At 64.5% G+C, this 26,381-nt stretch carries 21 protein-coding genes and 4 pseudogenes; 20 read left to right on the forward strand and 5 right to left on the reverse strand.

Annotation, left to right across the window (positions count from 1 at the left end):
- The 6 genes from ACZYZ4_RS15195 (at position 1) to sucD (ending at position 7,992) form a co-directional block, all read left to right on the forward strand.
- A complete protein-coding gene (locus tag ACZYZ4_RS15195) occupies positions 1–846 on the forward strand; it encodes an inositol monophosphatase family protein (protein WP_463862206.1) in 846 nt (281 codons plus the stop codon).
- Positions 847–944: 98 nt separating this feature from the next.
- Complete coding sequence (gene pcrA / locus ACZYZ4_RS15200; RefSeq protein ID WP_463862207.1) at positions 945–3,545, forward strand: DNA helicase PcrA; 2,601 nt, start codon at positions 945–947, stop codon at positions 3,543–3,545.
- A 114-nt stretch (positions 3,546–3,659) separates the two neighbouring features.
- Positions 3,660–4,961, forward strand: coding sequence for a glycosyltransferase (locus ACZYZ4_RS15205; protein ID WP_463862208.1), 1,302 nt, complete (start codon positions 3,660–3,662; stop codon positions 4,959–4,961).
- Positions 4,962–4,979: 18 nt separating this feature from the next.
- The gene (locus ACZYZ4_RS15210; protein ID WP_463862209.1) at positions 4,980–5,687 is read left to right on the forward strand and encodes a hypothetical protein; all 708 of its coding nucleotides are present in this window, start codon (positions 4,980–4,982) and stop codon (positions 5,685–5,687) included.
- A gap of 221 nt (positions 5,688–5,908) precedes the next feature.
- A complete protein-coding gene (sucC, locus tag ACZYZ4_RS15215; RefSeq protein WP_463862210.1) occupies positions 5,909–7,078 on the forward strand; it encodes an ADP-forming succinate--CoA ligase subunit beta in 1,170 nt (389 codons plus the stop codon).
- Between the two features lie 11 nt (positions 7,079–7,089).
- Positions 7,090–7,992, forward strand: coding sequence for a succinate--CoA ligase subunit alpha (sucD, locus tag ACZYZ4_RS15220; RefSeq protein ID WP_463862211.1), 903 nt, complete (start codon positions 7,090–7,092; stop codon positions 7,990–7,992).
- A gap of 295 nt (positions 7,993–8,287) precedes the next feature.
- Here sucD and ACZYZ4_RS15225 read toward each other — a convergent pair.
- From ACZYZ4_RS15225 to ACZYZ4_RS15235, 3 genes and pseudogenes are all read right to left on the reverse strand, one after another.
- Positions 8,288–9,463: pseudogene (locus ACZYZ4_RS15225) on the reverse strand (DUF4158 domain-containing protein); the annotation flags it as partial.
- A 78-nt stretch (positions 9,464–9,541) separates the two neighbouring features.
- Entirely contained in the window at positions 9,542–9,601 is a 60-nt protein-coding gene (locus ACZYZ4_RS15230; protein ID WP_463862234.1) for a hypothetical protein, read from the reverse strand.
- Between the two features lie 42 nt (positions 9,602–9,643).
- Positions 9,644–10,135 carry a recombinase family protein gene (locus ACZYZ4_RS15235; protein WP_463862212.1) on the reverse strand — a complete coding sequence of 164 codons (492 nt, stop codon included), beginning with the start codon at positions 10,133–10,135 and terminating at the stop codon, positions 9,644–9,646.
- A gap of 193 nt (positions 10,136–10,328) precedes the next feature.
- Here ACZYZ4_RS15235 and ACZYZ4_RS15240 point away from each other — a divergent pair, with 193 nt between their 5' ends.
- The 7 genes and pseudogenes from ACZYZ4_RS15240 to ACZYZ4_RS15270 all read left to right on the forward strand — a co-directional run.
- On the forward strand, positions 10,329–10,733 hold the full coding sequence (locus tag ACZYZ4_RS15240) for a tautomerase family protein (RefSeq protein ID WP_463862213.1): 405 nt from the start codon (positions 10,329–10,331) through the stop codon (positions 10,731–10,733).
- A 157-nt stretch (positions 10,734–10,890) separates the two neighbouring features.
- Positions 10,891–11,871, forward strand: coding sequence for a 5-dehydro-2-deoxygluconokinase (gene iolC / locus ACZYZ4_RS15245; protein ID WP_463862214.1), 981 nt, complete (start codon positions 10,891–10,893; stop codon positions 11,869–11,871).
- Positions 11,864–12,811: a Cgl0159 family (beta/alpha)8-fold protein gene (locus ACZYZ4_RS15250; protein ID WP_463862215.1), complete on the forward strand. Its 948-nt coding sequence runs from the start codon at positions 11,864–11,866 to the stop codon at positions 12,809–12,811. Before iolC ends, ACZYZ4_RS15250 begins: the two co-directional genes overlap by 8 nt.
- 18 nt (positions 12,812–12,829) lie before the next feature.
- Positions 12,830–14,758, forward strand: coding sequence for a 3D-(3,5/4)-trihydroxycyclohexane-1,2-dione acylhydrolase (decyclizing) (gene iolD, locus ACZYZ4_RS15255; protein WP_463862236.1), 1,929 nt, complete (start codon positions 12,830–12,832; stop codon positions 14,756–14,758).
- Between the two features lie 35 nt (positions 14,759–14,793).
- Positions 14,794–16,302: pseudogene (locus tag ACZYZ4_RS15260) on the forward strand (CoA-acylating methylmalonate-semialdehyde dehydrogenase); the annotation flags it as partial.
- A gap of 211 nt (positions 16,303–16,513) precedes the next feature.
- Complete coding sequence (locus ACZYZ4_RS15265; protein WP_463862216.1) at positions 16,514–17,527, forward strand: Gfo/Idh/MocA family protein; 1,014 nt, start codon at positions 16,514–16,516, stop codon at positions 17,525–17,527.
- A gap of 243 nt (positions 17,528–17,770) precedes the next feature.
- A pseudogene (locus ACZYZ4_RS15270) lies at positions 17,771–18,117 on the forward strand (TIM barrel protein); the annotation flags it as partial.
- 162 nt (positions 18,118–18,279) lie between these two features.
- Here the strand turns inward: ACZYZ4_RS15270 and iolB are convergent.
- Both iolB and ACZYZ4_RS15280 read right to left on the reverse strand, forming a co-directional pair.
- Positions 18,280–19,173, reverse strand: a complete 894-nt coding sequence (gene iolB, locus ACZYZ4_RS15275) for a 5-deoxy-glucuronate isomerase (RefSeq protein WP_463862217.1) — start codon at positions 19,171–19,173, stop codon at positions 18,280–18,282.
- 19 nt (positions 19,174–19,192) lie between these two features.
- Positions 19,193–19,933, reverse strand: a complete 741-nt coding sequence (locus ACZYZ4_RS15280) for a GntR family transcriptional regulator (protein WP_463862218.1) — start codon at positions 19,931–19,933, stop codon at positions 19,193–19,195.
- A gap of 323 nt (positions 19,934–20,256) precedes the next feature.
- Between ACZYZ4_RS15280 and ACZYZ4_RS15285 the strand changes: the two genes are divergently transcribed.
- From ACZYZ4_RS15285 to ACZYZ4_RS15315, 7 genes and pseudogenes are all read left to right on the forward strand, one after another.
- Entirely contained in the window at positions 20,257–21,255 is a 999-nt protein-coding gene (locus ACZYZ4_RS15285) for a substrate-binding domain-containing protein (RefSeq protein WP_463862220.1), read from the forward strand.
- 68 nt (positions 21,256–21,323) lie between these two features.
- The gene (locus ACZYZ4_RS15290) at positions 21,324–22,364 is read left to right on the forward strand and encodes an ABC transporter permease (protein WP_463862222.1); all 1,041 of its coding nucleotides are present in this window, start codon (positions 21,324–21,326) and stop codon (positions 22,362–22,364) included.
- A 16-nt stretch (positions 22,365–22,380) separates the two neighbouring features.
- Positions 22,381–23,289 carry an ATP-binding cassette domain-containing protein gene (locus ACZYZ4_RS15295; protein WP_463862224.1) on the forward strand — a complete coding sequence of 303 codons (909 nt, stop codon included), beginning with the start codon at positions 22,381–22,383 and terminating at the stop codon, positions 23,287–23,289.
- Between the two features lie 100 nt (positions 23,290–23,389).
- Positions 23,390–23,556 (forward strand): annotated as a pseudogene (locus ACZYZ4_RS15300) (inositol 2-dehydrogenase); the annotation flags it as partial.
- A gap of 77 nt (positions 23,557–23,633) precedes the next feature.
- Positions 23,634–24,656, forward strand: a complete 1,023-nt coding sequence (locus ACZYZ4_RS15305) for a Gfo/Idh/MocA family oxidoreductase (protein ID WP_463862226.1) — start codon at positions 23,634–23,636, stop codon at positions 24,654–24,656.
- Positions 24,657–24,706: 50 nt separating this feature from the next.
- A complete protein-coding gene (locus tag ACZYZ4_RS15310) occupies positions 24,707–25,579 on the forward strand; it encodes a sugar phosphate isomerase/epimerase family protein (RefSeq protein ID WP_463862228.1) in 873 nt (290 codons plus the stop codon).
- A 588-nt stretch (positions 25,580–26,167) separates the two neighbouring features.
- On the forward strand, positions 26,168–26,381 hold a 214-nt coding region (locus ACZYZ4_RS15315), incomplete at its 3' end, for a fructose-bisphosphatase class II (protein ID WP_463862230.1).

Genomic DNA, 26,381 nt, shown 5'->3' on the forward strand with positions numbered 1-26,381 from the left:
ATGACCACTGGCCGGCACAGCGCCCTTGAACTTGACCCCGCCCTGGACGACTCCCAGCTGGCATCCGCGCTGGTGCGCGAGGCCGGGCAGCTGGCGCTCCTGATGCGCATGGCCGGGCTGCAGTCCCAGCAGAAAACCTCTATCTCCGACGTGGTGACCGCCGCGGACCACGCTGCGGAAGCATATGTGCTGGGGCAGTTGCAGCGCTGCCGGCCGGAGGATGGCATCCTGGGGGAGGAGGGCGCCTCGGTGGCCGGCACCAGCGGCCGCACCTGGGTGATCGACCCGGTGGACGGCACCTACAACTTCCTGCACGGATCCACGTACTGGTGCTCGGCCCTCGCGCTGAAGGACTCGTCCGATGTCCTGCTCGGCGCGATTTTCCAGCCCGACGAGGACAAACTCTGGCTCGGCGGCAAGGCCCACGCAGCCACGCTGAATGGCGAAGTGCTGACCGCCTACCGGGACAAGGGCGCTGTCCAGGGCGGCGTGGCCCGCAACGTAACCGCGCTCGCCGAACTCGGCGCAGCCACCTACATCCACCCCACCTGGCTGATGGATCCGCTCTGCGCCATGCCGTGGCACGCTGCTGCCACCTCCGCCGCGACGCTGCGGATGTTCGGCTCCGGGTCCTGCGACCTGGGCAGGGTGGCCGATGGCCAGCTGGGATGCTGGTTCCAGCACAGCTGCCCGGAATGGGACTGGCTGCCGGGCAAGGCGATCGTCCGCGCCGCCGGCGGCGCCACGGACACTGTCTGGATCAACGGCCTGGAATGGTTTATGGCGGGAGGCACGACGGCGGTGCGGGAGTTGCGTGCGGCCCTCGAGTCGGGGTCAGTGGCCTGAGTCCGGGCCGGCCTTTGCGCGCTTCCGGGGTTGGGCTAGCGGTGTTATCCACAGGCTGGACCTGACTGTCAGCCCCACCGCCTAGACTTGTAGGCACCATGGATATGTTGTTTGACCCGTACTCTGACGGACCGTTCAAGGCCGCCGCGCCAGCCTCCGCACGCACCAAGTCGCGCCCGGAAGGCCTTGCCGCGGCCGCCGAATTCGGTGGTGGCGGGCCTGGCAGCGGACCGGGCGGCGGGGCCGTTGGCGGGTCCGCCAACGGCCCCGAACACGCAGCAGAACAAGGTGCCCAGCGCAATGGCGGCTGGGCGAACCAGCAGCCCGCTCATGATGGCAACGGCGAGCCGGCCCACCACAGGCCGAATGCCGAGGAACTCCTGCAGGGACTTAACCCGCAGCAGGAGGAGGCCGTCACGCACGCAGGCGGCGCCCTGCTCATTGTGGCCGGCGCCGGCTCGGGAAAAACCCGCGTCCTCAGCAACCGGATCGCGTACCTTATTGCCACCCGCCGCGCGCATCACGGTGAGATCCTGGCTATCACGTTCACCAACAAGGCCGCCGCCGAGATGCGGGAGCGCATCGCTGCGCTGGTGGGTGGTCGGGCCAAGATCATGTGGATCTCCACGTTCCACTCGTCCTGCGTGCGTATCCTGCGCCAGGAGGCGGCCAACGTTGGCCGGAAGTCGAACTTCTCCATCTACGACTCCGCGGACTCGCTGCGGCTGGTCATCCAGGTCTCCAAGAGCCTGGACCTGGATCCCAAGCGGTTCGCGCCCAAGGCCATCCAGCACAAGATCTCAGCACTCAAGAACGAGCTCATCGACGCCGACTCCTACTCGTCGTCCGCGAACTACAACGATCCGTTCGAACAGGCAGTGGCCGAGGTCTTCAAGGGCTACACCCAGCGGCTGCGCCAGGCCAACGCCATGGACTTCGATGACCTCATCGCCGAGACCGTCTACATGTTCCGTGCCTTCCCGGCGCTCGCCGATTCCTACCGGCGGCGGTTCCGGCACGTCCTCGTGGACGAGTACCAGGACACCAACCACGCCCAGTACGCGCTGGTCCGCGAGATGGTGGGTGAGGGCCCCGGGGCGTCCGAGCTCACCGTCGTCGGCGACTCCGACCAGTCCATCTACGCCTTCCGCGGCGCCGACATCCGCAACATCGTCGAATTCGAGAAGGACTACCCGGACGCCCGCACCATCAAACTGGAGCAGAACTACCGCTCCACCCAGAACATCCTCAGCGCGGCGAACTCCGTGATCTCACGCAACCCGAACCGCCCCGAGAAGCGGCTGTGGACCGCCGAGGGCGAGGGCCACAAGATCATCGGCTACGTGGGCGAGAACGAGCACGCCGAGGCCCAGTTCATTGCCAAGGAGATTGACCGGCTCCAGGACGAGGACAACCTTCGCCCCGGTGACGTCGCCATTTTCTACCGCACCAACGCGCAGTCCCGTTCCATTGAGGATGTGCTGGTCCGGGTTGGCCTGCCGTACAAGGTGGTGGGCGGCACGCGCTTCTACGACCGCAAGGAAATCAAGGACGCCCTCGCGTACCTCCGGGTATTGGTGAACCCGGACGACGACGTCAACCTGCGCCGGGTGCTCAACGAACCCAAGCGCGGCATTGGTGACCGCGCCGAAGGTGCCGTGGCCGCGCTGGCCCAGCGCGAACGAATGTCGTTCATGGCCGCCGCCCGGCGGGCTGAAGAAGCTCCCGGCATGGCCACCCGTTCCGTCAACGCTGTCCTCGGGTTTGTGAAACTGCTGGACGACCTCGCAGAGGTTGCCTCCGGTTCGGGTGCCGCCGCTGCGCTGGAGGCCGTCCTGGAACAGACCGGCTACCTTGCCGGGCTGCGTTCCAGCACTGATCCACAGGATGAGTCCCGCGTGGAGAACCTGGCGGAACTCGTCGCCGTCGTACGTGAATACGAACAGGAGAACCCGGAAGGGTCCCTGGGCGCCTTCCTGGAACAGGTGTCCCTGGTGGCTGATGCCGACCAGATCCCGGACGCACCGGGAGCGGACATCGACGCCGCCGTCGCGGAAGCCAAACGCCTGGGCGTGGTCACGCTCATGACCCTCCACACCGCCAAGGGGCTCGAATTCCCGGTGGTGTTCCTGACCGGTATGGAACACGGCCTGTTTCCGCACCAGCGCTCGGCCACGGACCCCAAGGAACTCGCCGAGGAACGCCGGCTGGCCTACGTGGGCCTGACCCGCGCGCGCAAGCGCCTCTACGTCACCCGGTCCGAGGTGCGCAGCATGTGGGGCCAAAGCCAGTACAACCCGGCCAGTCAGTTCCTCGAGGAAATTCCCGCCGAGTTGCTGGAGTGGAAACGCGAAGGCACCAGCCGGCAGTCCGGCGGGTGGGGGAGCAGTGCGTCGATCGGCTCCAGCCGTTACGGCGGATCCTTCTGGGGCGCCGGCACGTCCCGCGGTGCGGCGGCCGACTCGTCGGCGGGCTTCAACGCGGACGTTCCCGCGGCCATCGCCAAGAACCGGGTCCAGCCGCAGAAGGAGATTGTGGCCGTCAGTGTGGGCGACAAGGTCAACCACACCAGCTTCGGCAACGGCACGGTGCTGGCGCTGGAAGGCGCGGGGGACAAGACGGTCGCCAAGGTGAAGTTCGACGTCGGCGAGAAGCGTCTCCTGCTCCGGTACGCGCCGCTGACGAAGCTCGACGCCTAACCACGCTGGCCCTTGTCCGCGGACCCCGGCTGGCTTACAGTTCAGGAACGCGCCCGTAGCCGGGAAACCAATGAAGCGCAGGCCATTTGAGCACAGCAGATTCGGGGCACCACCGTGAAGATTCTGTTCGCCAGCCAGGCCATTGACGGCCATTTCAACCCCATGACGGGCGTGGCGATGCGGCTCAAGGGCCGCGGCCACGAGGTGGCCTGGTACACGGGTCCCGTCTATGCAGACAGGCTCGCCGGAATGGGAGTCCAGCACTTCCCCTTCCGCAGAGCCATCGAGCACCGCGCGGACAACCTCAATGAGCTCTATCCGGAGCGGGCCAAGCTCAAGGGCCCACGGGCCATCGGCTTTGACGGCGAGAAAATTTTCGCCAGCAACGTCAGCCACTTCTTCGAGGACATCCGTGAGGTCGCGCAGCAGTATCCGTTCGACGTTGCCGTGGTGGACAGCTCCATGTTCATTCATCGCCTCGTCTCCCATTTGATGGGCAGGCCGGTGGTAAATTTTGCCGCGATCCCCAACCTGGAAAGCGACCAGCAGGTACCCCCGCTCTTCTTCGGATTCAAACCACCCCGCAATCCTGTGGAGAAGGCGGTCCAAGGCCTGGCGGGGCTGCTGTCGGACAAGGTCATCCTTCGGCCGGCCAGCCAAAGCTACCGCCGGCAGCACGCCGCCTACGGCCAGGCTGTTCCGAGGGAAGGCCGGCTGACGGACGAACCCTATCGGTGCTCAGACGCCATTATCCAGACCGGCCCGGAATCCCTCGATTTCCCGCGGCGCCGGGTCAACCCCAAAGTGCACTACGTCGGTGCGCTCCTGCCGTACCGGGCGGCTGGGCAGGCCGCCACGGGTTCTGGCGGGGACGGCGGGTTTCCCCGGTCCTATCCCGCAACACTCGTTGTCACCCAGGGAACTGTGGACAACCTCGACCAGGACAAACTCATCGTTCCGTCACTTGAAGCGGTCAAGGACATGGATGCGTTGGTCATCGTCGCAACCGGCGGGCACGGCACCGAGGCGTTGAAAGCCCGCTACGCGCAGCCCAACGTGGCGGTGCGGGACTACGTGGACTTCGCGGAGGTCTTTGACTTCACGGATGTTTTCATCACCAACGGCGGATTTGGCGGTGTGCAGCTGAGCCTGTCCAAGGGTGTTCCGTTGGTGGTGTCGGGCATCAACGAGGGCAAAAGTGATGTTAACGCCCGGGTGGAATACGCCGGCGTCGGCATTAACCTCAGAACGGAGTCACCCAAGCCCGCCGACATTGCCGCTGCAGTGGGAAAGGTCTTGGCGGATCCCGGCTGGAAAAGCCGCGCACGGAAGATGCAGGTGCAGTTCGACCGTGAGGATCCCGCTGAAGCTGCCGCCGCAGTCGTGGAGGCCGCGGGCAGGCGTACGCCGGGCTGAGACCGCTACCGGGGCATAATGGGTGCCATGCGACGGACTGTATTGGGGATCCTGGCCGCCTTCTTCCTGCTGGCGGGCACTGCCTGCAGCATCACCACCGAGGACCCGGGGTACGTGGTTCCGCCGCCGCTGCCGGCTATGGAGCAACTCGAACAGGCAGCGCTGGCCGACCCCGCCGCGTTCAGGGCCAGCGGAGACGTCCTGTCCTTCATCACGGAGGACCGGAGCATTGTGTGTTCCCTGACGTCGGCCCGCGGGGAACATCTCAACCTCCCGTATGAGTCGAACAGCTTCAGCGACGCGGCCAACAACAAGCTCGCCACCGTCCCCGTGGCGCATTGTGAGCTTGCCGGGTATCCCAAGCCTGCCGCGGGCGACATCAAGGACGATTGTGCCGGCACCGGGCTGGGCTATCTGGGCGGAACGGCGCTACTCAGCCCGGACAAGGCAAAATACGGGGAGTGCCGTTCCGGCGTCACACAAATGGAGGCAGCCTACGGTCCGAAAGGAACCAAGAGCGGTCCGCTGACGGAACTGCCGGTCCTCGCGGAGGGCCAGAACCTGGAACGGAACGGGCTGCGCTGTTCGGCCTATAACGGCGGCGTGGCATGCGGAAACGTCTCGGCGGGCGTCGGATTCTTTGTGGCCCGGGACCGCTACGAACTTATTTCCAAGGAAGCGGCAACAGCATCCCCGCCACCCGCGGAGGCCTCAAAAACCCCGTAATCTAGGCGTTTTTCTACGCTCCATAGAATAGTGTCGTTACTCACATAAGCGGTACTGTGGAACGGCCGGTCCTTATAGAGGACTAGAGTTCCGAATGGAGCATTGCGCAGTGGGGCCCGTTTCCGAACTGGCTTCAGGTGCAGGCAATCCGCAGCCCGGTCATCGTCTTCGACGGTGCCCGACTGTACAGAAACTACTTCGACGTAGAAGGACACTAAACCGTGGACCTGTTTGAATACCAGGCGCGCGATATGTTCGAGGCGCACGGTGTACCCGTGCTTGCCGGCATCGTGGCGTACACCCCAGAAGAAGCAAAGGCAGCTGCCGAGAAAATCGGCGGCGTAACTGTCGTTAAGGCCCAGGTTAAGGCCGGTGGCCGCGGTAAGGCTGGCGGCGTCAAGGTTGCCAAGACCGCCGATGAGGCGTTTGAGCACTCCACCAACATCCTGGGCATGGACATCAAGGGCCACACCGTTAACAAGGTGATGATTGCCCAGGGTGCCGACATTGCCGAGGAGTACTACTTCTCCGTTCTGCTGGACCGGGCCAACCGCAACTACCTGGCCATGTGCTCGGTAGAAGGCGGCATGGAAATCGAACAGCTCGCCGTCGAACGCCCCGAGGCGCTCGCCAAGATCGCCATCGATCCCGCTGTGGGCATCGACCAGGCCAAGGCTGACGAAATCGTCGCAGCTGCAGGCTTCGATGAGGAACTGCGCGGCAAAGTCGCCGCCGTGATCCTCAAGCTCTGGGACGTTTTCAAGAAGGAAGACGCCACCCTCGTTGAGGTCAACCCGCTGGTCAAGACCGGCGCCGGCGACATCGTGGCACTGGACGGCAAGGTCTCCCTCGACGAGAACGCCGACTTCCGCCACGCCAAGCACGCCCTCCTTGAAGACAAGGACGCTGCAGATCCGCTCGAGGCCAAGGCCAAGGCGCAGGACCTGAACTACGTCAAGCTGGACGGTGAAGTGGGCATCATCGGCAACGGTGCAGGCCTGGTCATGTCCACCCTGGACGTTGTTGCCTACGCCGGCGAAAACCATGGCAACGTCAAGCCCGCCAACTTCCTGGACATCGGCGGTGGAGCTTCCGCCGAGGTCATGGCCGCCGGCCTCGACGTCATCCTGGGCGACCCGCAGGTCAAGTCCGTGTTCGTGAACGTTTTCGGTGGCATCACCGCGTGTGACGCCGTTGCCAAGGGCATCGTTGGCGCGCTGGCTGAGCTGGGCCACTCCGCGAACAAGCCGCTGGTAGTCCGCCTCGACGGCAACAACGTTGAAGAAGGCCGCCGCATCCTGGCCGAGGCCAACCACCCGCTGGTTACCCTGGCCGCCACCATGGACGAGGGCGCCGACAAGGCCGCCGAGCTCTCCAACGCAGCTAAGTAAAGGGACGCACCATGTCTATCTATCTGAACAAGGACTCCAAGGTCATCGTCCAGGGCATCACCGGCGGCGAAGGCACCAAGCACACCGCCCTGATGCTGAAGGCCGGCACCAACATTGTTGGTGGCGTCAACGCCCGTAAGGCCGGCACCACGGTCCTGCACAGCGGCACCGAAATCACCGTCTTTGGCACCGTCAAGGAAGCCATGGCCGAAACCGGCGCCGACGTCTCCATCGTCTTCGTCCCGCCGGCATTCACCAAGAACGCCGTGGTTGAGGCCATCGAGGCAGGCATCGGCCTGGTCGTAGTCATCACCGAAGGCGTGCCGGTCCAGGATTCCGCCGAGTTCTGGGCCCTGGCCCAGGCCACGGTTGACGCCGACGGCAAGCAGGTCACCCGCATCATCGGCCCGAACTGCCCCGGCATCATCACGCCGGGCGAGGCGCTGGTTGGCATCACGCCGGCCAACATCACGGGCAAGGGCCCCATCGGCCTGGTTTCCAAGTCCGGAACCCTGACCTACCAGATGATGTACGAACTGCGCGACCTCGGCTTCTCCACCGCCGTCGGCATCGGCGGCGACCCCGTCATCGGCACCACGCACATCGACGCCCTGGCCGCGTTCGAGGCTGACCCCGAGACGAAGGCGATCGTGATGATCGGCGAAATCGGTGGCGACGCTGAAGAGCGTGCTGCCGACTACATCAAGGCACACGTCACCAAGCCGGTTGTTGGCTACGTTGCCGGCTTCACCGCTCCCGAAGGCAAGACCATGGGCCACGCCGGCGCCATCGTCTCCGGTTCCGCCGGAACCGCCCAGGCCAAGAAGGAAGCCCTCGAGGCTGCGGGCGTAAAGGTCGGCAAGACGCCCTCCGAGACCGCCAAGCTGCTGCGCGAAGTTTTCGCAACGCTTTAGCACCCACGCAACGCTTTAGCACCCAAAAGTACAGCGCGGGGTCACTTAGGGCCCATTCCACAGGGTGGGATGGGCCGTAAGTGACTCCGCGTTTTTTGTTTAAGTACGACGACGGATGGGCACTTTGTCCGCGAGGGTGAGCGTCCGTCGTCGTACTTTAATCTGAAGTTTTTTTATGTGAGTTAAGGCAGGAAGATCCCCGGGTTTCCGGGGATCCTCCAGTCTTTTGGTGTTTGGCTACTTTCTGTGGTTGTTGATGTGGTCTTGAATGAGGACTGCGGCTTGGTGAAACGCCGGGGGTGTAGCGGCGCAGGGGCGTGAAGTGGGCGCTGACGAGAGCGAGGTGGTCCTCGAAGGCCGGCCTGGTCAGTTCCTTGGCGTGGGCGATGCTTTCGGCCAGGGATTCCCCAGCCGATGGCTGTTTCGATCGCGGCGAAGTGGTCTTCACCGTTTTCCCTGGCCTCACAGAGGCATCACCCAGCCTTGAGTGAATGCGCATCATGGCTGCGACGGTGGATCGGGACGCCAGGGTGTGCTGGTTTTGTTTGTTCTGCGCGGTCCGGATAAGCCGGCCAATGATCCTGTCGTGCAGATCGATGATTTCGTCGGTGACCGTGGCCATGCTTTCCACGGCCATGGCAAAGAGGGTCGCGTTCCGGCACGCTGGTTCAAACTTGGACAGATCAGCCGCCGAAATGGATGCGCCCTCACGGGCGAGCTTTGACAGCCTGTTCCGGTGAATCAGTTTGCCAGCGTCCCAGGGGAGATCAAGGGCACGCCAGGTAGTGAGCCGGTCGATGTGCTCCTTCATCGCCGTGCGTTGGGGCGCAGCGGTGCTTGCCGTAGCCAGCCGATTTCGGTCGATGAGCTGTCGGGGCGACGGAGAAGCAACCCGTCCAGTCGTTTTTGGTGCTCGACCGAGAGGTGGCCTCACAGCGTTGCGTAAATGTTCCGGTTCGCCCTGGTCAGAGCCTGTGCGCAGGCCCGTTCAATGACGCTGACGCCAGGCAGAGCGACCTTCTTTGCCTGCAGGAAATCCCTCGCGCTTTCAACCAGGAGCAGTGTCTGTTTGCGCAGCCACATCGCCCACGTGCTCCACCAGCTGGCGGAAGTCTGCAATTCCGAACGCAGACATGCCCAGATACGCGCGGATCTCCCTTCCGTGCTCCTGCCGCGTTACCTCACGTTCCCCGTAGTCTGTCCACGCATCGGCGGGGACGACCAGACGGGAGGCCAGCCAGGAAACCAGTTCAGGCGGCACTTCAGTGTCTTCGGCCAGCACTATCCCCGGATATCGCAGCAGACACAGTTGGACGGCAAAACCCAGCCTGTTCGCGTCCCCGCGGCGGTGCCCGATCAAGGACATATCCACGTCACTGAGCGTGTAGTGGGCTGCAAGGTCCTCCTCTTCAGTGGGCATTGCCAGGATCTGGCCACGCTCGGGGACCGTGAGCAAGGAACGTAGAGCCACGGCAGAAGTCCTTATCCGTTAGAACGCCGTGCCCTGCGAACATGCCGTCGTTCTGCTGCGGCGCGCAAGGCACGGCGTTCATGGTTCGGCGAGGTGCCGGTAGATTGTAGGCCGGGTGACGCCGAATTCCTGGGCGATGTGTTCAACAGGGTGGGCGCGTTCCCGTCGGGGCCCTTTTCGTCATGCATGTCGCGGGCCAGTCCGACCTGGCGGGGGGCCGAGTTTTGGTTTCTGCCCGCCGGTCCGGCCCCGCGCGCGGGCGGCGGCCAGCCCGTCGCGGGTCCGTTCGGACAACAGGGCGTGTTCGAACTCGGCGATCGAGCCAAGGATCTGAAAGAACATCCGCCCGGTCGCGGTGGACGTGTCGATGCCCTGGTCCAGGACCACCAGGTCAACGCCACGCTCCTGCAGGGTGTTGGAGAGCTCGATGAGGTCTTCCAACGACCGGCCGAGTTTGGTGACGACAAGCTGATCGCCGGGCCGGTTGGCCGAGAGCAGCGCCTTGTCCAGTTCGGGCCTTCGGGCCAGCTTCCCCGACGCCTTGTCGAGGAAAATCTGCTCGCAGCCAGCCGCTCGCAGCCAGCCGCGGTCAGTGCGTCGTGCTGGGCTTCGGGGTGCTGATCGCGTGTTGAGACACGCCCGTATCCGATTCGCGTCACCGGAACGTATCACCAACCGGGTTGGACGTTACACAGACGCGTACACGGAAAGCATTACAGGCGGGGCCCGTAGTTCCGCCACTCTGCGCAGACCACTTGCGGTGCCTTGCGAACGATCGTTAGCGTACGCCATCTCGATAAGATCCTCTTGCCTGATTCGATAACTATTTGTTAGTATGTCAATACAAACTATTCAAGGAGACAAAATGCCTTTGGTGCGTATTGATGTGAACTCAGGCCGGACGCCGGCGCAGCTGCGCGGGATCAGTGACGGGATCCATGCCGCCATCTTGGGTAGCTATGCCATTCCGGAGCGGGACCTTTTCCACATTCTCACGGAGCACACCGCCGGGCAGTTGCGGGCGCAGGATGCCGGCCTGGGCTTTGACCGCACGGAGGGGGTGGTGATGATCCAGATCTTCACGCAGGGGGGTCGGAGCCAGGAGGCCAAGAGTGAGCTCTTTGAACGCATCGCCGCGGAACTGGCAGCCGTCGGAGTCGACGGTGCCGATGTGTTTATTGGCTATGTGGAGAACGGGCCCGGGGACTGGTCATTCGGCTTTGGCCGCGCGCAGTACGTCACCGGAGAACTCTCGGTTCCGGCCCGCTAGGTCTGCTTTTCGCTTCCCTTATCTCGTTGTCAGTATGTCAGAACAAATCTTTGACAGGACATGAGAAGTGGTGCACAGTAGTGACTGTGGCCGGAGTCACAAACCCCCAGCAGGTTCACCGAACCTCAGAACTGAGATTGCGACAGGAAGGTCAACGATGATCGAGACACATGATGTCCTCACCATCGGGCGCATCAGCGTCGACATCTACCCCAACGACATTGGAGTAGATCTGGAAGACGTGACAAGCTTCGGCAAGTATCTGGGCGGTTCGCCGTCCAATGTGGCCGTCGCCGCCGCCCGGCACGGGCGCCGCACCGCCGTCATCACCCGCACGGGGGAGGACCCCTTCGGAACGTACCTGCACCGGGAACTGCGCAAGTTCAAGGTCGATGACCGATTCGTGAGCTCCGCTCCGCTGTGGCCGACGCCGGTGACGTTCTGCGCGATCAAGCCGCCGGACGATTTTCCGCTGTACTTCTACCGGACACCGACAGCCCCGGATCTGCAGATCGCCGCCGACGAACTCGATCTCGACGCGATCCGCGCCGCGCGCATCTTCTGGTCCACCGTGACCGGCCTGTGCCAGGAACCAAGCCGCGGCGCCCACATAGCCGCACACGAGGCGCGCCCCCGCGCCTCACTGACCGACGGACAGTTCACAGTGCTGGATCTGGACTACCGCCCGATGTTCTGGGCCTCCGAAGACGAAGCTCGGGTGCAGGTGGCGAAGATCCTCCCGCATGTCACCGTCGCGATCGGCAACGACAAGGAATGCGCCGTTGCGGTCGGCGAGGGAACACCAGACGAGCAGGCCGACCGTCTGCTGGCGGCCGGCGTAGAAATTGCGGTCGTGAAGCTGGGGCCCGACGGCGTCATGGCCGCCACCCGCACGGAGCGCGTCGTGTCGGCGCCGCTTCCGGTGGAGACGGTCAACGGTCTGGGGGCCGGGGATTCCTTCGGCGGCGCGTTCTGCCACGGTCTGCTCTCCGGCTGGCCGCTGCAGCAGGCGCTGGACTACGCCAATGCCGCCGGCGCGATCGTCGCCTCCCGGCTCTCCTGCGCAGACGCGATGCCAACACCCGAAGAAGTCAAGAGTTTGCTCGCAGAACGAGGACGGCAGGTACCCAATGACTGATACCCAGAATCCTGCGGCGCTGCCGGACCCCCGCCGCTACGAGCAGCTGAGCGCTCTCCGGCTCGAGCGACCGGGAGCGGTCCTCGAGGCCGCGAAGGCCCGCACCCCGCACCCGGGGCTGCGTGCCGACCGGCAGAACTTCATCGTCGCCGCCGATCACCCGGCCCGCGGCGCCCTCGCCGTCGGCAACGATCCGGTGGCCATGGCGGACCGCCGGGACCTGCTTGACCGCCTGCAGATTGCCCTGGCCAACCCGGCAGTGGACGGCATCCTGGCGTCCCCGGATATCCTGGATGACCTGCTGCTGCTCGGCGCACTGGACGGCAAACTCATCTTCGGTTCGATGAACCGCGGCGGGTTGGCTGGGTCCGTCAACGAGATTGACGACCGCTTCACCGGCCACACCGCCGCCGCGCTGGCGGAATTGGGGGCCACCGGCGGCAAGATGCTGACCCGGATCTGCCTGGGCGACCCGGACACCGTCGCGACCCTGGAATCGACTGCCAAGGCCATCGATAGTCTGGCCGAACGCGGGCTGGTGGCCATGTTGGAGCCGTTCCTGTCCGTCTGGGACAACGGCCGGGTACGCAATGATCTGAGCGCCGACGCGGTGATCAAGTCCGTGGGCATCGCCTCCGCACTGGGATCCACCAGCGCCTACACCTGGATGAAGCTTCCGGTGGTGCCGGAGATGGAGCGCGTTATGGCGGCAACCACCATGCCCACCGTGCTGCTGGGCGGGGATCCGGACGGCTCCCCGGACGAGGTCTTCTCCAGCTGGGAGGCGGCCCTTGCACTGCCAGGTGTGCGCGGGCTCACTGTTGGGCGGACGCTTCTGTACCCCAAGGACGGTGATGTGGCGGCAGCCGTCGCCACCGCAGCCTCGCTGTTCAGCACCCGCCCAAGCACCAATTCCACGACACCGAAAGCGCAGGACTAGCCCATGGCAACGCGGCGAATGACAGTGGCCCAGGCCGTGGTGGAATACCTTTCCAAGCAGTACACCGTCGACACGGTTGGCGGTCAGGACTACCGGGAGCGGCTCATTCCGGGCACGTTCGGGATCTTCGGGCACGGCAATGTTGCCGGTGTGGGCCAGGCCCTGAAGCAGTACCAGCAGCTGGATCCGACGATCATGCCGTATTACCAGGGCCGGAACGAACAGGCTCAGGTGCATCAGGCCGTGGGTTACGCCCGGCATACCCGCCGCCGTCGGACCTTCGCGATCAGCACCTCCGTCGGTCCGGGTTCCTCGAACCTGCTCACCGGTGCGGCGCTGGCCACCACGAACCGGCTGCCGGTGCTGCTGCTCCCGAGCGACACCTTCGCGACGCGGGCCGCGGATCCGGTGCTGCAGCAGCTGGAGCAGCCCTACGCCTACGACATCACCGTCAACGACGCCTTCCGGCCGCTGTCGAAGTTCTTTGACCGGGTCTCCCGGCCCGAGCAGCTGTTCTCCGCCTTCCACCACGGCCTGCGTGTCCTGACGGATCCGGCCGAGACTGGCGCGGTGACCATTTCGCTGCCGCAGGATGTCCAGGCCGAGGCGTTCGATGTGCCCGAGGAGTTCCTGGCCGAGCGCGAGTGGCGGATCCGCCGCCCGGACGCGGACGACGGGGACATCCGCCGTGCCGCGGAGGCTATCCGTGCCGCGAAGCGTCCGCTGATCATCGCCGGCGGCGGCGTGCTGTACGCCTACGCGAACGATGAACTCGCCAGGTTCGTGGAACTGACCGGGATCCCGGTGGGCAACACCCAGGCTGGCGTCGGCGTGCTGCCGTGGGACCACAGGTTCTCCCTCGGGGCGATCGGTTCCACGGGCACGACGGCGGCGAACGCCATCGCCGCCGAGGCGGACCTGATCATCGGGATCGGCACCCGCTACGAGGACTTCACCACCGCCTCGCGGACCGCGTTCCAGAACCCGGACGTGAAGTTCATCAACGTCAACGTGGCACCCATCGACGCGTACAAGCATGGCACCTCGCTGCCGATCGTCGCTGACGCCCGGAAGGCCCTGGTCAAGCTGAACCAGGCACTGGGCGGCTACCGGATCGGCGCGGACCTGGAGCAGCAGATCGCGAACGAGAAGGCCCGCTGGGACGCCACGGTCGATGAGGCCTTTGACACCCGTTTCACCCCGCTGCCGGCCCAGAACGAGATCATCGGCGCCACGAACCGGGCCATGGACGCGGTGGACGTCGTGATCTGCGCTGCGGGTTCCCTGCCGGGGGACCTGCACAAGATGTGGCGTGTCCGGGATCCGTTCGGCTACCACGTGGAATACGCGTACTCCTGCATGGGCTACGAGATCCCGGGCGGGCTGGGCGTCAAGCGCGCCGCGCTGGCCGAGGCGGCGCGCGGTGGCGAACAGCGCGACGTTGTGGTCATGGTGGGGGACGGCTCCTACCTGATGATGCACACCGAACTGGTCACCGCCGTCGCCGAACGGATCAAGCTGATCGTGGTCCTGATCCAGAACCACGGCTACGCTTCCATCGGATCCCTGTCCGAATCCCTCGGTTCGCAGCGTTTCGGGACGCAGTACCGGGTCCTGGACGAGGAGCAGCACAGCTTCGACGAAGGCGAAACCCTTCCGGTGGACCTGGCACTGAACGCCGAAAGCCTCGGCGTGAAGGTGATCCGGATCGAACCGGGGGAGAAGGTCATCGCCGAACTCGAACAGGCCATCCGCGACGCCAAGGCAGCCCCGGAACGCGGTGGCCCGATCCTGATCCACGTCGAATCCGACCCCCTGCTGGACGCGCCGAGCTCCGAATCATGGTGGGACGTTCCCGTCTCCCAGGTCTCCGAGCTCGACTCCACAAAACAGGCCTTCAAGACCTATATCGACCATAAGAACCGCCAGCGCAAGCTGCTCGGCTGAGCCCTTTCCCCCACAGACCAAGGAAGTCCAACACCATGTCAACGACGACCACCACCCACACCATCAACCATTTCATCAACGGGGCCGAGACTGCCGGCGAAGGCACCCGCAGCCAGCCTGTCTACAACCCGGCCACCGGCGCCGTGTCCGCGGAGCTGCGGCTGGCCAACCGCGCCGACCTGGATGCCACCGTGGCCGCTGCCCGCGCCGCGGCCGATTCCTGGGGCGATATCTCGCTGGCCAAGCGCACCGGCGTGCTGTTCAAGTTCCGCGAACTCGTCGCCGCCCACGTTGACGAGCTCGCCGAGCTGATCACGGCAGAGCACGGCAAGGTCCTCTCGGACGCGAAGGGCGAGATCGGCCGCGGCCTGGAGGTCATCGAGTTCGCGTGCGGCATCCCGAGCCTGCTTAAGGGCGACTACTCGGACCAGGTCTCCACCGGCATCGATGTCTTCTCCTTCCGCGAGCCGCTCGGCGTCGTCGCCGGCATCACCCCGTTCAACTTCCCCGTGATGGTGCCGCTGTGGATGGCCCCGATGGCCATCGCCACCGGCAACGCCTTCATCCTCAAGCCCTCCGAGCGCGACCCCTCCGCCTCGATGCTGCTGGCCAAGCTGTGGAAGCAGGCCGGCCTGCCCGACGGCGTCTTCCAGGTCCTGCACGGCGACAAGGAAACCGTCGAAGGCCTCCTGACCCACCCCGACGTGGACGGCATCTCGTTCGTTGGCTCCACCCCGATCGCCCAGTACGTCCACGAGACGGCCACCAAGCACGGCAAGCGCGTCCAGGCCCTGGGCGGCGCGAAGAACCACGCCATCATCATGCCCGACGCCGACCTGGACAACGCCGCGGACCACCTCGCCGCCGCCGCCTTCGGCTCCGCCGGCGAACGCTGCATGGCCATCTCCGTCGCCGTCGCCGTCGGCGACGCCGCCGAACTGCTCGTCAAGAAAGTCGAAGAACGCGCCCTCGCCGTCAAGGTCAGCAATGGTACCGAGCCCGACGCCGACATGGGCCCAGTGATCACCCCCGCCTCCAAGGAACGCATCGTCCGGATCGTCACCGAAGCCGAAGCCGCCGGCGCCGCCATGGTGGTGGACGGCCGCGACCTCGTCGTCCCCGGCCACGAGGAAGGCTTCTGGGTCGGCCCCACCGTCCTGGACCACGTCAAGACCGAAATGACCGCCTACACGGAGGAAATCTTCGGACCCGTCCTCGTCGTGGTCCGCGTGGAGGACCTGGACGCCGGCATCGCCCTGATCAACGCCAACCCATACGGCAACGGCACCGCCATCTTCACCTCCTCCGGCGCCAACGCCCGCACGTTCCAGCGTTCGGTGACCGTGGGTATGATCGGCATCAACGTGCCGCTGCCCGTCCCGGTGGCCTACCACTCCTTCGGCGGCTGGAAGGCCTCACTGTTCGGCGACAAGCACATCTACGGCCCTGAAGGCGTGTCCTTCTACACCCGTGGCAAAGTCGTCACCTCACGCTGGCCCGAGCCCACCCACGCCTCCGGCGCCTCCTACAACTTCCCCTCCCACGCCGACGACAGCCACGCTGTACGCCACGACGGCATCGCCGACGGACTCCCGGACGAGCTCGCCGGCGGAGAGGACGCCGTCCCGGGTCGCGCCGACGATGACTCTGAGGGCAGGGCTCGGCGCGACTGACTCAGTCGCGCTGCGGGTACCCTCGTCCCGGTACCGGGACGGCCATCAAACAACTACCAATCCCGAGACTGAAAGAATAACCATGAATGAAACCCTTCGCGTCGCCGTCATCGGCGCCGGACGCATGGGCGCGGACCACATCCAGCGCCTCAGCAAGCGCATCCACGGCGCTGAAGTTGCCGCCGTCGTGGATGTCGACCTCGCCCGTGCCCGGGCAGCCATCGAAGGCATCCCGGACGTAGTGGCCCTGGCCGATGCCGAAGCAGCACTCAACAACGGCGACGTCAACGCCGTGCTGATCGCCACTCCCGGCTTCCTGCACGAGGACATCCTGCTGCGGGCCCTTGAGCAGGATCTGCCGATCCTGTGCGAGAAGCCGCTCACGCCGGACGCCGCCTCTGCGTGGCGGATCGTTGAAGCCGAACAGAAGCTGGGCCGTAAGCGGATCCAGGTTGGCTTTATGCGCCGCTACGACGCCGAATACGCGAAGCTGGGCGAGTTGGTGCAGAACAAGGAAATGGGTGAACTGCTCATGTTGCACTGCGCGCACCGCAATCCTGACACCCCGCCTGGCTTCACCAACGCCATGCTGATCACCGACTCAGTGGTGCACGAATTCGACGCCATCCGTTTTCTGACCGGTGAGGAAATTACCTCCGTCCAGGTCCGGCTGGGCAAGGCGACGAAAAATGCTCCACAGGGCCAGCATGACCCGCAGCATGTGCTGATCGAAACCTCGTCCGGGGTGCTGGCCGACGTCGAAATCTATGTGAACGCCCGCTTTGGCTACGAGGTGGCCACACAGGCCTCCTTCGAGGACGGCATCGTGAACATTGGCGGGGACAGCGGCCCCTATGTCCGCCGCGCAGGCCGTTGGGGCGGGGAGGTCACCCCAAGCTTTATTGAGCGCTTTGGCGCCGCCTACGACGTCGAAGTCCAGGCCTGGGTTGACGCGGCCGCGCGTGGCGGCATTGGAGGACCTTCCGCGTGGGACGGGTACGCCACCGCAGCGTGCTGCGAAGCCGGCGTCCAGGCGCAGAAGTCAGGCGAAAAGGTCAACGTCCGGCTCAACCCGAAGCCGGACCTCTACAGCTAGCGCGGACGTGACGCACTAGTCCCTGGAGGTGGCGGGCACCCTTCCCGGGCGTCGGCCACTTTCGCATGTCAAGACCCGAAGGAGCGCCAGACGAACATTGCACTGGCCCCCACCCCGTACCACCACAGCCACAGCGTGCTTCAGTTCCCGGGTAGCCGCGGCCCGGGCCTTAAGGACATGCAGATGACGCCCCGCCCGGACTTCATCCCGTTCTTCAACCATCCAAGGTCGACAACGACCTGGCTGGTGCTGCGTTGGTCCGGCCCCGACGAGAAATGCCGGCGAAGCCGCCGCGAGGTATTGGAGGCGGGCCATCCGGATTGCCGTGGGCCCGGGAGTACAGACCATGAACACGGAGTTCAGCGGATTGCCGGGAAAGCCCGAGGAGTCCGAGCGCGCGTTCTACCGTTCGATGGAGGAGCTCCTGCCGAACAGTGAGTGCGAAGGCATTGACTTGCTGATCGACCGCACCCCTGACTTTGTCGATGACGGCGTGGCCGCACTGCGCGTGATCCGGGGGGCTGAACTCAAAAAATGTGGGCTTGGTCTACGTGACCGCGCACAGCTTCGATATGGGCAGCGCCCCGCTGGGTTGGAGGGGAAACCGTCTCCTTCGACGGAGGCTTCAAGGACATTATGCCTGGATCTGTTGGGCCCGGCCCCATGCTCGGGCAGGAGATGGCGCTGCTATTGATCCGGGGGCAACTCCGCCGCGTGAAGCTATGCGCGGCGCAGCCGCGCATCGGTGCAGCTCAGTTTCCGAAGGGCAGCCGTGGATCCAGTTTCTGGCTACCCCAGCTTTGCCGTACCCAGCCGTGGTGCGGATCGTCGCTGATCAGCCAGTCGCGCACCGGTCCCGGACCCGCCATCACATTCAGGTAGTACATGTCGTAGCCCGGCGCCGCCATTGCGGGCCCGTGCCAGCCGTACGGGACAAGTACAACGTCGCCGGTGCGGACCTCTGCGGCCACGTCGATGGGACGGTTGTCCGAGGCATAAACCCGCTGGTAGCCGATCGCATCGGCCTCGGCGGGTGCGGTGAATCCGGCTGCGATCTGTGTCTCGAAGTAGTAAATCTCCTCCAGTGCGGTCTCGCCGTCTTTCTCCTCATCGTGTTTGTGCGGGGGGTAGGACGACCAGTTTCCGGCCGGAGTGATGACCTCGCAGACGATGAATCTGTCAGCCTCCAGCGCGGCAGGTGTGCCGAAGTTGTGGACCTGGCGGGAGCAGTTGCCCGCGCCCCGGAGCTCAATGGGGATTTGGGCGGCGGTGATCAGCCGGGTGGGATAGGTCCTCTTTGCGGGTGCGGTGGCGACGGCGACTCGGCCGCCGTCGGTTGAGCTGATGGACATGCCCGTGTCCGTGCCGGAATAGAGGACATCGGTCGGGCCGCTGAAGACTGTCTTCCGCCCGGCCAGGGCGTGCTCCGTCCCGTTTACCGTGGCGGTGAACGCGCCGCTCAGTGGCACCACAATCCGTTCTTCGGCGGCGGCAGGCAGCTCGATGGTTGCCCCAGCAGTTAGGGTGGCGACCTTGAGCCCGGTGTGGGCCCAGCCCTCCACTTTCAGGGATGAATCTGCCGTTCCGAGTGAAATGTCCCAGCCGCGGTCGGCGGCGGTCCCCAGCGGGTATACCCAGTCATTCATTAATTTTTTGTCCTTGCCGTCAACGCTGAACCAATGTCATTTCAAAACTGTAGGAGTCCCCCCGGTACACATGGTGCCCTTTCTCCACCGCCCGGCCCGTGTCATCCACAGCGGTGCGTTCCATGGTGACCAAAGCGGAGCCGGCCTCGGTGTCCAGCAGGGGAGCCTGGTAGCCATTGGCGATCACCGCGCCGATCCGCTGGTTGGCCAGGCGGAAGTTCACTCCTGCGCTGCGCAGAATGCTGTACAGTCCTTTGGCCCGGAGGGCGTCTTCATCGATGGCGGTGATGTCATCCCGGACCCAGTTCTCCATCAGCGCCAGTGGTTTTCCACCGACTTTTCGAAGGCGCGTGAAGTGATAAACCTTGGAGCCGGCCAGAAGTTGCAGAGCTTCCCGGGTCGCATCGTCCGCCTCGATGTGCGAAAAGCTCAGGACCTCGGTGGTGGGCTTGCTGCCGCTCCGGCTCAGGTCATCAAAAAGGCTGGAAAGCTCCAGCGGGCGGCTGACCTGGCTGGAGACCACCTGGGTTCCGACACCCCTTTTGCGGACCAGCAGCCCGGCGCGCACCAGCTCATCCATCGCCTTGCGCATCGTGGGGCGTGACAGGTTGAGCTGCGCCGCCAGGGCGATCTCGTTATCCAGCTTGCTTCCCGGGGCCAGCAGGCCGCCGTGGATGGCGGCTTCGATGCCCTGGACGATCTGGTGATACAGCGGGACCGGGGAGGAACGGTCGATGCTGAGATTAAGTTGATTCGCCACTGGGATCTCCCTTGTGCTCTACGGCTAACCCGGCTGTTTCCGGCCACCGCCTTATCCGATCCATGTTCGCTTGATAGGACATAGTATCTCTTCCTGATCATAGCAGTCGGCAGAGGGCCGTCAATGTTTTCCGGATCCCATCCCGGGGAAGCCGGTTTTGAACGATCTCAAGCGGGCACTGCAACGGAATCGTTACGTCAAAACATTCTTATGTCAGGACAAAGTCTTGACAATTGTGAGAATGGTCACCATGCTCTTTATAGGGGTTACGGATCGGAGCATCGTGGCTTCCGACCTGGCCCGTGGATCAAAGGAGATTTACTGTGAAGAAGTTCTCTTGGCGTACAGCGGCGCTGGTTTCCGCTGTCGTCCCGATGTTGGCTCTGGGCGCCTGCTCCTCACAGGGCGGAAGGGCCCCGGACACAGGCAATGCCGGCGGCGGCCAGGTGGCCGGCACCCCGAAGATCAAAATTGCCATGATCACCCACGCCGGTCCCGGCGATACCTTCTGGGACATCGTGCGCAAAGGCGCCGAGGAGGCAGCTGCCAAGGACAACGCGGATCTGCTGTACACCTCGGATCCCGAAGGCGGACGCCAGGCCCAGCTGATCCAGCAGGCCATCGACCAGAAAGTTGACGGGATTGCCGTCACTTTGGCCAAGCCCGATGCGCTCAGGGATGTGCTGAAAAAGGCCGCCGATGCCGGCATCCCGGTCGTCAGCCTGAACGCCGGCGCTGACGTGTTCAGGCAGGTGGGAGCATTTACCCACTTCGGTTCGGATGAAACCGTCGCCGGCGCGGCAGTGGGCGCCAAGTTGGCTTCAGAGGGCGTGGATCACCCGATCTGCGTGATCCACGAGCAGGGCAACGTGGCACTGGAGGCCCGTTGTGCAGGTGTGAAATCCAAGGTTCCCGGCAGTGAGATCCTCTACGTCACGGGGACGGACATGACGCAGGTCTCCTCAACGGTGACCGCGAAGCTGCAGGCAACCTCGGGCGCCGACGCCATCATCGGTCTGGGGGCACCCTTCACCCAGACCATCCTCAAGGCCGTGGACTCGCTGAAGCTGCAGGACAAGGTCAAGATCGCCTCCTTCGACCTGAACGGCGAGCTGGCCCAGACAATCGTCGATGGCAAGGTCCAGTTCACTGTTGACCAGCAGCCGTGGCTGCAGGGCTACGATTCCGTGGATGCTCTGTGGCAGGTCACCCGCGGCGGATTCAAGGTCGGTGGCGGACAGCTGGTTCTGACCGGTCCGGCCATCGTCGACAAATCCAATGCCACACAGGTGCTCAAGTTCGCAAAGGATGGCATCCGCTAAGGACGCCATGAGCCACGCTGCCGGGGGACTTAACGTCCCCCGGCAGCGGCCCAAATTAGGAGAATCAAATGGCAACTCTCGTACAAGTCCCCAAGCTGGACGAACGTGTCGGTAAACGCAGCGTGGTCCAGAATCTGTTGGGCCGTCCGGAGGTCGGCGCCCTGGTGGGCGCCATCGTCCTCTTCATCTATTTCTCAGCCGCGGCCCCGGTCTTTTTGCAGCCGAACTCCTTCGCCACGGTGCTTTACGGCTCCTCGACCATCGGCATCATGGCGGTTGCAGTGGCGCTGCTGATGATCGGCGGGGAGTTTGATCTTTCCGCCGGTGTGGCCGTGATCAGCTCGGCCCTGACCGCGTCCTTGTTCAGCTGGTATTTCTCCGTGAACGTCTGGGTGGGTATCGGCCTGGCCCTGGTCGTGTCGCTGGTGATCGGTTTCGTCAACGGCTGGATCCTGATGAAGACGAAACTGCCCAGCTTCATTGTCACCCTGGCAACGTTCCTCATGCTGACAGGTTTGAATCTGGCGCTGACCAGGCTGATCGGCGGCAGCGTCGCCACGCCGTCGATTGCCTCGATCGACGGTTACGAATCAGCCCGGGCCATCTTCGCAAACGACTTCATCATCGGCGGCGTGGATCTGAAAAGCCCCATCCTCATCTGGATCGTCCTCGTGGCGGTTGCCTCCTGGCTGCTGCTGCGCACGAAGGTAGGTAACTGGATCTTCGCCGCGGGCGGGGATGCGAACGCGGCACGCGCCGTGGGCGTCCCAGTCAAGGCCACCAAAATCGGCCTCTTCATGGGCGTCGGATTCTGCGGCTGGGTGCTCGGTATGCACAACCTCTTCGCCTTCGACGCGGTCCAGTCCGGCGAGGGCATAGGCAACGAATTCCTCTACATCATCGCAGCGGTCATCGGCGGCTGCCTGCTCACGGGCGGCTACGGCTCGGCGATCGGCGGCGCCATCGGCGCGTTCATCTTCGGCATGGCCAACAAAGGCATCGTCTACGCACAGTGGAACCCGGACTGGTTCAAGTTCTTCCTGGGCCTGATGCTGCTGCTGGCCACCATCGTGAACCTGATCGTCAAACGCCGCGCGGAACTGAAATAGAAAGGGGTTGGCTGTCATGAGCACCGAGCCGATCAAGCAGGAGACCCTGCTGCAGAATGAACAAGACCCGCTGACCCACACCCCGGTCCACCTGATGGAGCTGGACGGTGTGGGCAAGCGCTACGGCAACATCATTGCCCTGAGTGATGTCACCATGGCGGTGGACAACGGGCGGGTGACCTGTGTACTCGGTGACAACGGCGCCGGTAAGTCCACGCTGATCAAGATCATTGCCGGGCTGCACCAGCACGATGAGGGCACTTTCAAGATCATGGGCCAGGAGCGCAAACTCACCAGCCCCCGCGAGGCGCTTGACGCCGGCATCGCCTCGGTCTACCAGGACCTTGCCGTTGTGCCGCTGATGCCTATCTGGCGCAACTTCTTCCTGGGCTCGGAACTGACCGTTGGCAAGGGCCCGTTCGAGCGTATGGACGTCAAGCGGATGAAGACGGTCACCAAGAAGGAACTGGCGGACATGGGCATTGACCTGCGCGACGTCGACCAGCCCATCGGCCAGCTCTCCGGTGGTGAGCGGCAGTGTGTGGCCATTGCCCGCGCGGTCTACTTCGGTGCCAAGGCATTGATCCTGGACGAGCCGACGGCGGCCCTGGGCGTGAAACAGTCCGGAGTGGTCCTGCGCTACATCCTGCAGGCACGCGACCGCGGGCTCGGCGTCATCTTCATCACCCACAACCCGCACCACGCCTACCCGGTCGGGGACAGGTTTTTGATCCTCAAACGCGGAAAAAGCATCGGCTACTACGACAAAAAGGACATCAAACTCGACGAACTCACCGGACTGATGGCCGGCGGCGCCGAGCTGCAGGAGCTGGCACACGAACTGGCGGAACTGGGCGGCCACTCCGACGTCGTCCGGGAAGTCGAGTCCGAAGTAGCCGGAAGCGGCAGCCGGCAGCCGGAATAGAAATCCTGTCGTCCCCGGTTGCCGGCCCGTGCAGCAACCGGGGTTTTGTGCGGAACGAAGAGTCACGTCCATCCGGGTAGGAGTCATCGGTGCCGGCCTCATGGGTGCAGAGCACACGGGAACCTGTCCACGTCCATCGGCGGGGCGGAAGTCAGCGTCGTGGCTCATCCCGACGCCGGTGGGGCGGCGGGTGCCCGTTTCACCCCCGATCCGTCTGAACTGACCAGCTCCAACGACGTGGATGCCATCATCATTGCCGCCCACGATGGTGGAGCGTGCCAACAAAAGATTTCACCGGCGAATTTCCACCGACTAATGCCCAACTCCAATTGCAAAGGACCACCATGAGAGACGTAACCCTAGGCCTGGTCGGCGTCGGCCGCATAGGCGTAATGCATGCCAACAACATTTCCGGCCTCAACGAGGTGCTGAACCCGCAGGGGATCAATGTCCGGCTCAAACTGACGGACGTGGCCCAGGACCACGCGCGCAACGTGGCTGCCGGCCTCGGGGCGGAATTCCTGCCCTCTGTCGATGAGCTGATCGCCTCCGGTATTGACGGACTGGTCATTGCCACCGGCACGGGAACGCACCCGGAACTCATCAAGGCCGGCGTCAACGCGGGCATCCCGGTGTTCTGCGAGAAGCCGGTGGCGATGAACGTGGCGGATTCCCTCCCAGTGCTGGACTACATCCGGCAAAAGGGCGGCACTGTCCAGATCGGCCACCAGCGCCGGTTTGACGCCGGCTATCTTGAGGCGAAGCGCGCCTTCGAGGCCGGCGAGCTGGGCTGGATCCACACACTGCGTGCGGTCACCGGTGATATGACGCCCCCGCCAGTGGAGTTCCTGGCCAGCTCTGGCGGTCTGTTCCGGGACTGCTCGGTCCACGACTTCGATATTTTGCGCTGGATCACCGGCCGCGAAATCGTTGAGGTCTATGCCAAGGGCTCCAACAATGGTGACCCCGCCATCGGCGCGGTGGGCGATGTGGACACCGCCCTCGCCGTCGTGACGTTCGAGGACGGCACAGTCGGTACCGTCTCAGCCACCCGTTACAACGGGGCCGGCCACGACGTCCGGCTGGAGATCCAGGGTTCTCAAGGAAGCGTGATGGTCGGGCTCGACGGACAGAGCTCGCTGCGTTCGGCGGAACCGGGGATCATCTTCCCGTCCGGGACGCCGCACCAAACGTTCGCCGAGCGCTTCGAGAAGGCATACCGGTCTGAACTAGCCGCTTTCGTGGAACTGATCCTCGGGAAGCGCACAAACCCCTGCACCCCCCAGGACGCCGTCGCCGCATCAAAGGTGGCCGACGCAGCCCAGGAATCCCTCGAGACCGGCGCGCCGGTCAAAGTTGCTCTCTAACCAGGCCCTCTCCCGCCGAGAGTTCTCCCGTCACGACAAAGGACAAACCAATGACCGCTTCCATCGCCAGCCAGCTCGCCGCCGCTCCCATCTCCTGGGGTGTGTGTGAGGCGGAAAACTGGGGATTCCAGCTATCGCCCGAACGCGTTTTTCAGGAGATGAAAGACCTGGGCATCAAGGCGACAGAGTTCGGTCCCAGGGGGTTCCTCCCCATTGATCCGCAACCTCGCGCCGAAATGCTCCGGCGGTTCGACCTGACCGCAATCGGCGGCTTCTTCCCCTCAGTCCTGCACCAGGAGGCTATGGACCCTCTGCCGTCGATCGAGCGTGAACTTGACGCCTTTGAAGCCGCCGGCGCCACGGTCCTGGTCCTTTCCGCGGACAGCGGCGCGGTGTCCTATGACGAGAAGCAGGAACTGACCGACGCGCAGTGGAAAGTCTTTGGCGCCAATCTGGGGGAAGCCGTCAAACGCGCCGCCGACCGCGGTATCCGCGCCGTGCTGCATCCGCACGTGGGCACCATGATCGAGTCAGCCGCTGCCGTCGAGCGTTTGCTCAATGACACAGGGGTGGACATCTGCCTGGATACCGGCCACCTGCTGATCGGCGGGACGGACCCGCTGGAGCTTGCCCGCCAATTCGCCTCCCGGGTGGGCCATGCCCATCTCAAGGACGTCAACGCGGACCTTGCCCGGCAGGTTGGCCGCGGTGAGCTTGGCTTCACTGACGGCGTCAAGGCGGGCATGTTTGTACCGCTGGGCCAGGGGGACTGCCGCATCGCCGAAATCGTGGCAGAGCTTCAGACCGTCAAATACGCCGGCTGGTACGTCATGGAGCAGGATGCCATCCTGAGCGCGGAGCCGGAAGGCGAAGGACCTGCCGGCGATGTCCGCGCCTCCGTGGACTTCCTGCTGAGCCTTTAGCGCCCGTCTTCCGGGCACCTCGGCGAATGGGCGAGGTGCCCGGCGGGCGTGACATGGTTGTCTACTGCGCGCCAACGGGCGACGCCCGCCGTCTGAGCGAAGGAATACTGGAATGGCGCCTGGCCAACCTTCCCACCTCCTCGGGGCGGGCCGCATAGCGATGCCGGACAGAAAATTATCTCTTATCTTCGAACCGCCATCCTCGGCTAACAATCCTCCAAGGACACATCTGCAGGGAAAACCTGCGCAACAAGGATCTGGGGTCGGGGACCATCCCGCGGAAGAGTAACGCTAAGGATTAAGCCGATCGCAACGATTGCTAGCGTCGATCGTTGCGAGAGCATGGCTGGTGAATACTTAGCGGCTGCCGAAGAGGCGGCGTACGGGCGGTATGCGCATGAAGCTCCGGAACCGTGCAGGTGGCGGCTGCGGGCCGCCACCTGCGCGCCCCCGCGCCCGGAGCCGGCCCGATGGCGGGGGGGCCAGTGTTGCCAAGGCTTCCGGCAACGGCCCCGCCCCCACCGGAACACGGATCCGCCGCACGCTGACCGCCATGCATCCCCACTACCGTTCAAGAATGAGGTCGCTATGTCTGACGCTTCCAGATCAACCCGCTATTCAATCCTGTCCCCGGCGCTGGCCGTGGGGGACGACGAACCCGACCGGAACCTGGCGCTGGAACTCGTCCGCGTGACCGAAGCGGCCGCCATTGCCGGTGGCCACTGGGTAGGATTCGGCGACAAAAACAAGGCCGACGGCGCTGCCGTGGACGCCATGCGTTCCCTGCTGTCCACCGTCCATT

It is taken from the genome of Pseudarthrobacter adonitolis (assembly GCF_055412845.1).